1 protein-coding gene is annotated in these 860 nt (G+C 54.7%); it reads right to left on the reverse strand.

The genetic code is table 11. The annotated features are described in order from the left end of the window. Positions 1-28: 28 nt before the first annotated feature. Positions 29-733 (reverse strand): FKBP-type peptidyl-prolyl cis-trans isomerase, encoded by a 705-nt coding sequence (locus tag NWI01_RS18615; protein WP_141385422.1) that lies wholly within the window; start codon positions 731-733, stop codon positions 29-31. Between the last annotated feature and the right edge of the window lie 127 nt (positions 734-860).

Raw genomic sequence — 860 nt, forward strand, 5'->3', positions numbered from 1 at the left:
GACTTCATTTTAGAGTGTCGTTGCGCACTTATGCGCTACCATTTTCATCGACAGAATCAGGCCCAGTTGAGTTAGAAGGCTCATCACTCCGCTTCCGGCGTGAGTCCACTGTTGCTTGCGCAGCAGCCAACGCAAGTCCATCACCCATGCTGGCCATCAGCGGATCAATATGCTGATGTCCTTCTGGGGTTGGAGTGTCCCGTACTGCAACGATGCTACCCTCAAACTCAAGCGTCATGCCCGCAAGCGGGTGATTGGTATCAACTACCACATACCCATTATCCTCATCGACCTCGGTAACAATCACGTTCTCTACACGGCGCTCGTCGTCGCTGTGCGCGAGAAAACACATTCCCGGCTCAATTTGATCTACACCGCCAAACGTTTCAGCCGGCACTCGCTGCTGTAACGCCTTGTCCCGTTCTCCGTAAGCCTCTTCGGGCGGCAACGTCACTTCAAATCGATCGCCTGCAACCCGACCCTCGAGCTCTCGCTCGAGAGCGGGCAGCAGCCGTCCACTTCCATGCTGATATTCCAACGGCTCATCGCCCCATACAGCTGAACGAATGTGCCGAATCTGACCGTTAGTCCGCAGCGTGTAGTTAATGGTCACGTATTTCCCGGCGCTAACCCGCTCAGGCGCACTGAAGTGCGCCGGAGCCGATTCATGATCGTGATCATGATGATGGTCGTGATCATGATCATCATCATGTGTCGCGATCTCACCTACCATTCCAACTTCTCCATCTTGCGCACGACGACATGGGTGTCGCGTGTGAAGATGCCGGTCGGACCCCAGTAGTTAAAGCCGTAGGTAAACTGGGCATAGCCACCAGCAAGGAACAGCGGATTGATACGAG

Origin of the sequence: Nitrobacter winogradskyi (genome assembly GCF_006539545.1) — a bacterium.
Classification (GTDB): domain Bacteria; phylum Pseudomonadota; class Alphaproteobacteria; order Rhizobiales; family Xanthobacteraceae; genus Nitrobacter; species Nitrobacter winogradskyi_A.